Source organism: Aromatoleum sp., from assembly GCF_035254505.1.
GTDB lineage: Bacteria > Pseudomonadota > Gammaproteobacteria > Burkholderiales > Rhodocyclaceae > Aromatoleum.
The window spans coordinates 37,976-44,198 of record NZ_DATFAO010000049.1 but is presented as its reverse complement, the minus strand read 5'-3'; the positions used below and the strand labels follow the sequence as shown (position 1 = coordinate 44,198).

Sequence of the window (6,223 nt, the reverse complement as noted above, 5' to 3'; positions counted from 1 at the left end):
TACTGACTTACTTTTGAGCACTCAATGCTTGCAAAGCGCAGACTCCGAAGAATCCGCTTGCGCCTGCCGTCACCGAGCACTCACACTTATCGGTTGTCCAATTTTTTAAAGAACCGCTGCCGAAGCAGCGAGAAAGAGATTTTGACAAACTTCCTTGTCGCCGTCAAGTACTGCTGTGTTTTTTATTTCCTTCAACACCGCCGCGCTCAACGCTCTTTCCTCTTCCCGCCGCCGCCGCATCTGCCGGCAACGTCGCGAAGAGGGGCGCATTGTATAGAGTTCCGAATATTCGTCAACTGCTTCAACCAACAAATCCTGGCGAAGGTTCAAAGTCCCGCCACGACGAATCCGAGGGCTTGAGAAAACCACCATTCAGGAAACGTGGAGCGTCGTCTGTGTAAACAAGTACTCGACGATGAAGTTGGCGACCGCCTGCGGATCGTTGATGTCGAGCAGCGGGAGTGCGGTGGCGACGTCAGAGTCGCTCGCGATCGCGACAATATAAGGATCGTCGGGGAACAGCAGCGGTGCTCCGACTTCCGCGCGATAAACCTCGATCTTGGGGATCGGTGCGCGCTTGAAGCCTTCGACGAGGACGAGATCGCAGTCGGAGAGCTTGGCGAGCAGGACATCGAGCGGTATTTCGGCGTCGCCGCGCAGTTCGTGCGTCAAGGACCAGCGCCGGCCGGAGCTGATCATGACCTCTCGGCAGCCGGCATGACGGTGCCGCCACGAGTCCTTGCCTTCGTGGTCGATGTCGAAAGTGTGATGGGCGTGCTTGACGAGGGAGACCGTGAGGCCGCGGCCGTCGAGGAGGGCGATGACGCGCTCGATGAGGGAGGTCTTGCCGCTGCCGGACCAGCCGGCGAATCCGATTACCCGCATTCGCGCGGCCAGGTCTGTCTACTTAACGAGCGGCGAGTTCGCGCAGGCGCGCGATACGCTCCTCGGTAGAGGGGTGGGTCGAGAACAGGCTGCGCAGGCCGTCGCCCGAGAGCGGATTCATGATCATCATCTGCGCGGTTTCGGGATGTTCCTCGGCCGTGTGCATCGGGATGCCGCGGGCGTAGGCGTCGATCTTCGCGAGCGCGCTCGCGAGTGCCTCGGGGTCGCCGGAGATCTCGGCTCCGCCGCGGTCCGCACCGAACTCACGGGTGCGTGAGATCGCCATCTGGATCACCATCGCGGCGATCGGAGCAAGGATCATCACGAGAATCTGCAGCGCCGGATTCGGACGATCGTCGTCCCGGCTGCCGCCGAAGAACATACCGAACTGGGCCAGCATCGAAATCGCGCCGGCGACGGTGGCCGAGATCGTCGAGATCAGGATGTCGCGATTGCGGACGTGCGCCATCTCGTGGGCCATTACGCCGCGGAGCTCGCGCTCGGAGAGCATGCGGACGATGCCCGTCGTGGCGGCGACGGCCGCGTGCTCGGGATTGCGTCCGGTCGCGAAGGCGTTGGGCTGATTCTCGTCAATGATGTAGACGCGCGGCATCGGGAGACCGGCGCGCTGGGAAAGGCCGCGGACCATGTTGTACAGGTAGGGCGAGGTGGCCTCGTCGACTTCGCGCGCGTTGTACATGCGCAGCACCATCTTGTCCGAGAACCAATAAGCCCATACGTTCATCGCGCCGCCGAAAAGCAGTGCCATCAGCATGCCCTTCTCGCCCCCCAGCATGGCGCCGACCGCACCGAACAGTGCGACGATGCCCGCCATCAGGATCGAGGTCTTGAGCCAATTGCCGAACATGATGCGTCTTCCTTCCTTATGGGTGAGGGAATGTCAGTCTATTAAATGGGGCCGGTCGCCGTGGATTCAAGCGCCTGCGGGGGCGAGGATCGGAAGCGCCGCCGGAATCAGACTGCCGAATCGAAGCGTTCGCCTGCAGTGACCGGAAAACCGCGCAGAAATTCCCCCGCCGGCATACGGCGGCTACCAGGCTTTTGCAGCTCGGTCACGCGTAGCGCCTGCTCACCGCATGCGATAACCACGCCACTATCATCGGCGGCGAGAACGATCCCCGGGTCGCCTCGGCCGCTGACCGGCTCGGCCGACCACATCTTCACAGGTACCTCGCGCAGCGTCGCCACCGCACCGGGGAAGGGATTGAAGGCCCGCACCGCGCGCGCGAGCTCGATCGCGGAACGCTGCCACGCGAGAGCCGCCTCGGCCTTGCCGATCTTCGCGGCGTAGGTCACGCCGTCGCCGGGCTGAGGAATCGGCCTAAGCTCGCCTTTCGGCAGGCGCCGCAGGGCCTCGACGATCATGCCGGCGCCGAGTGTGGCGAGACGGTCGTGGAGCGTCGCGGTGGTGTCGTCGTCGGCGATTGGAACCGCGCCCTTCATCAGCATCGGTCCGGTGTCGAGCCCCTCGTCCATCTGCATGATCGTGATCCCGGTCTCGGCATCTCCGGCCTCGATCGCGCGATGGATCGGCGCGGCGCCGCGCCAGCGCGGGAGCAGCGAGGCGTGGATGTTGAGGCAGCCGAAACGCGGCAGTTCGAGCACCGCGCGCGGCAGGATCAGACCGTAGGCCGCGACGACCAGCACATCCGGCGCACACGTGACGAGGGCCGCCCGCTGTTCGTCCGTGCGCAGCTTTTCGGGTTGATCGACGGGAATCCCGTGCGTGAGCGCGACTTGTTTGACCGGGCTTGCGGTCAGCTTCATGCCGCGACCGGCGGGCCGGTCGGGCTGGGTCAGCACTAGGGGTACGGAAAAGCCGGCATCGAGGATCGCTTCGAGTGCGGCGGCGGCGAACTCCGGCGTGCCCGCGAAGGCGACGCGCAAAGCGGGGGCGCTCACGCGGTGATCCGCGCTTTCTTGGCGAGCCGCGTCTTGATGCGGTTCAGCTTCAGCGGTGACAGGTATTCGACGAAGACCTTGCCCTCGAGGTGGTCGAGCTCGTGCTGGATGCACACGGCGAGCAGGCCATCCGCTTCGAGCTCGAAAGGCTTGCCGTCGCCGTCGAGCGCGCGCACGCGCACGTGCCCGGCGCGGCACACGGTTTCGTAGATGCCAGGTACCGACAGGCAGCCTTCCTCGCCAATATGCTCGCCTGACTTTTCCAGGATTTCGGGGTTGATGAAGACTCGCAGCTGAGAGCGATCCTCGCTGATATCGATCACGACGATGCGTTTATGTACGTCGACCTGCGTCGCGGCGAGTCCGATTCCCGGCGCCTCGTACATGGTCTCGGCCATGTCCCTGACGAGTTGCCGGATCGAGTCGTCGACCGCCTCGACCGGTTTGGCACGGATGTGCAGACGCGGGTCGGGATAACGAAGAATCGGTAATAGCGCCATAAATGCTTGCCGGGTTAAGTCATTACGTGCAGAATTTCAAGTGCTTTGGCATGCAAAGTGGCATGCCGAGGCATTCGAATCGAGACTGCGGATTGGACCCTCGACCGGCGGGTGATGTTCCGGCAGTACGAGAACCCTGTTTGCTTCTATCGGAAGCGAGTGATGACCCGCATTATATTCTCTCTCCTGTTCAGCGTTGCGACCCTTCTCAGCTCCGGCGCAATCGCGGCCCCCGCTGCCCTGGCCGATAACGCGCCCGACAGCTACACGGTGGTACGCGGGGACACCCTATGGGGCATCTCTGGTCGCTTTCTGAAGGAGCCCTGGCGCTGGCCGGAGGTATGGCGCCTGAATCGCGTGCAGATCCGCAATCCGCACCTGATCTATCCGGGTCAGATCATCGTTCTCGACCGCAGCGGCCCGTATCTGACGATCGGCCGGCGCGTCGGCGAGCAGAAGCTGCAACCGCAGGTCTACAGTGAACCGCTCGACACGGCGATCGCGACGATCCCGATGCAGGCCATCGAGCCCTTCTTGACGAAGCCGCTGGTGGTCGATGAAACGCGCCTGGCGCAGGCCGGCACCATCGTCGCCACGGAAACCAGCCGCGTGTACATGGGCCCGGGCGACACGATTTTTGCGAAGAACGTGAAGGGCGAGCAGAAGGTGTGGCAGGTGTTCCGCCCCGCCAAGCCGCTGGTCGACCCGCAGACCCACGAAGTGCTGGGCTACGAAGCTGCCTTCCTCGGCACGGCGCGGGTCACCGAGGCCGGCACGCCCGCGACGCTGGAAATCGTCGAGTCCGTCGAGGAAGTCGGCACCGGCGACCGCCTCGTCGAAGCCGATGCGCCTGAAGTCTTCTCGTATGCACCGCACGCGCCGGACAAGGCAGTCGAAGGCCGCCTGATCGGCATCTACCGCGGCGTTACTGAGACGGGCCGCAACAGCGTCGTCACGCTCAATATCGGTAGCCGCGACGGCGTGGAACGCGGCCACGTGCTCGCACTGCATCGCAATCGCGGGGCAGTTGTGTACAAGGACGACGAGGGCAATAAGGAATCCTTCGTACTGCCGGAAAAGCGCTTCGGCCTCGCGATGGTGTTCCGCGTCTTCGATCGCGTCTCCTACGCGCTCGTGATGGACACCGACGGTCCGGCGACGATCGGCGACAGCGTCCGCAAGCCCTGAGCGCCGCTTCCCTCTCCGTGGAGGACGATCTCGCCGCGTGGCTGCGGCTTACCCTTCTCCCCGGCCTGGGCCCCGAACGCCAGCGCACCTTGCTCGCCGCGTTCGGGCTGCCCGAGCAGATCTTCTGCGCGAGCCGCAGCAGCCTGGCCAGCGTCGTCGGCGGCGACGCGACCGACCTGCTGCTCGCGGCGCCGGATCAAGCTCGCATCGACGCCGCGCTGAACTGGGCGCGCGAACCCGGCAACCACGTCGTCACGCTCGGTGACGCGGGCTACCCCCAGGCGTTGCTTGAAATTCCCGATCCTCCGGTACTGCTGTATGTGAAGGGTGATCTGGGGCTGCTGCAAAGCGCGAGCCTTGCGATGGTGGGCGCTCGGTCGGCGACTCCGGCCGGCCTCGCCAATGCCGAAGCCTTCGCCGCCAGTCTCGCGTCCGCCGGCCTGACAGTCGTCAGCGGCCTCGCGTTGGGCATTGACGCGGCGGCGCATCAGGGTACCCTGGGCGTCCCTGAGGGGCGCACGATCGCCGTGATCGGTACGGGCGCCGACCGCATCTACCCGGCCAAACACCAGGCGCTTGCGCGTGAAATCGCCGCACGAGGGGCGATCGTCAGCGAATTCCCGCTCGGCACCCCGCCCCTGCCGCACAACTTCCCCCGCCGCAATCGCATCATCGCCGGCCTCTCACGCGGCGTGCTCGTCGTCGAAGCGGCGCTCGGCAGCGGTTCGCTGATTACCGCGCGCCTCGCGACCGATTGCGGGCGCGAAGTCTTTGCGATTCCCGGTTCGATCCATTCGCCGCTCGCCCGCGGCTGCCACCGCCTGATCCGCGACGGGGCCAAGCTGGTCGAGACCGCGGAAGATGTCCTTGAGGAACTCGCATGGGGCGCGCCCCTAGCATTGCGAAGCGACGCCGGTCGGTCGTCGAGACCTGTCGGGGCCCCGAGCCCGGCAGGCCGTCGCCGTCCTCGCGCGGCCGCCGCAGCACCGTCTGGACGGCAGCTCGAAATCCCGCAAGGGCCGCCTGAACATGCCATCGTCCTCAACGCGCTCGGCCACGATCCGCTCGACATCGACACGCTGGCGATACGTTGCAGCTTGACGCTCGATGCGCTCTACGCCATTCTGCTTCCGCTGGAGCTCGACGGACAGATCACCCGACTGCCGGGCGGGCGCTTCCAGCGCCTCTGATTTGTGGGGTGCGCCAACATGTTCGATATCCTGGTCTATCTCTTCGAGAATTACGTTCACGCCACCGCCTGTCCGGAGTCGGACCAGCTCGCGCGCAAGCTCTCGGCCGCCGGATTCGAGCAGGACGAGATCAGCGAAGCGCTGGAGTGGCTGACCGGCCTGCGCAACGTCGGCACGACCTCGCCCCTGCTGATGACGCCCGCGCCGGGCTCCATCCGCCTGTATAGCGCTGAGGAGCAAACGCGTCTGGACGCAGACTGCCGGGGCTTCCTTGCCTTCCTGGAGAACGCGGGCACGCTCGACGCGGCAACGCGCGAAATCATCGTCGAACGCACGCTTGCGCTCGACGGTTTCAACGTCAGCCTGGGGCGCCTGAAGGTGATCGTGCTGATGGTGCTGTGGCAACGCGAGCTGCCGATCGACGGACTGATCGTCGACGAACTGCTGGGCGAAGACTTCGACGACGAAGGCTTGCTACCGCAGTAAGGAAGACCGGCGCCGCTTGCGGACGTTACGGCGGCCTGCTTATCATGCGCC

8 protein-coding genes are annotated in these 6,223 nt (G+C 65.0%); 3 read left to right on the top strand and 5 right to left on the bottom strand.

The annotated features are described in order from the left end of the window. Window positions 1–105: 105 nt before the first annotated feature. From VJ673_RS08840 to def, 5 genes are all read right to left on the bottom strand, one after another. On the bottom strand, window positions 106–372 hold the full coding sequence (locus tag VJ673_RS08840) for a hypothetical protein (protein WP_324125709.1): 267 nt from the start codon (window positions 370–372) through the stop codon (window positions 106–108). Then, window positions 373–885 carry a molybdopterin-guanine dinucleotide biosynthesis protein B gene (gene mobB, locus VJ673_RS08835; RefSeq protein WP_324125708.1) on the bottom strand — a complete coding sequence of 171 codons (513 nt, stop codon included), beginning with the start codon at window positions 883–885 and terminating at the stop codon, window positions 373–375. It lies immediately after the preceding gene. Window positions 886–907: 22 nt separating this feature from the next. Continuing rightward, window positions 908–1,753: a zinc metalloprotease HtpX gene (htpX, locus tag VJ673_RS08830; RefSeq protein WP_324125707.1), complete on the bottom strand. Its 846-nt coding sequence runs from the start codon at window positions 1,751–1,753 to the stop codon at window positions 908–910. Window positions 1,754–1,860: 107 nt separating this feature from the next. Further along, a complete protein-coding gene (gene fmt, locus VJ673_RS08825) occupies window positions 1,861–2,808 on the bottom strand; it encodes a methionyl-tRNA formyltransferase (protein WP_324125706.1) in 948 nt (315 codons plus the stop codon). Continuing rightward, complete coding sequence (def, locus tag VJ673_RS08820; RefSeq protein WP_324125705.1) at window positions 2,805–3,308, bottom strand: peptide deformylase; 504 nt, start codon at window positions 3,306–3,308, stop codon at window positions 2,805–2,807. The genes fmt and def overlap by 4 nt, the downstream gene beginning before the upstream one ends. A 162-nt stretch (window positions 3,309–3,470) precedes the next feature. Here def and VJ673_RS08815 point away from each other — a divergent pair, with 162 nt between their 5' ends. Genes VJ673_RS08815 through VJ673_RS08805 form a run of 3 tightly spaced genes read left to right on the top strand, consistent with a single transcriptional unit; the run spans window position 3,471 to window position 6,172 of the window. Further along, window positions 3,471–4,496: a LysM peptidoglycan-binding domain-containing protein gene (locus VJ673_RS08815; protein ID WP_324125704.1), complete on the top strand. Its 1,026-nt coding sequence runs from the start codon at window positions 3,471–3,473 to the stop codon at window positions 4,494–4,496. Window positions 4,497–4,513: 17 nt separating this feature from the next. Next, entirely contained in the window at window positions 4,514–5,686 is a 1,173-nt protein-coding gene (gene dprA, locus VJ673_RS08810; protein ID WP_324125703.1) for a DNA-processing protein DprA, read from the top strand. 18 nt (window positions 5,687–5,704) lie between these two features. After that, window positions 5,705–6,172: a Smg family protein gene (locus VJ673_RS08805; RefSeq protein WP_324125702.1), complete on the top strand. Its 468-nt coding sequence runs from the start codon at window positions 5,705–5,707 to the stop codon at window positions 6,170–6,172. Window positions 6,173–6,223 lie beyond the last annotated feature (51 nt).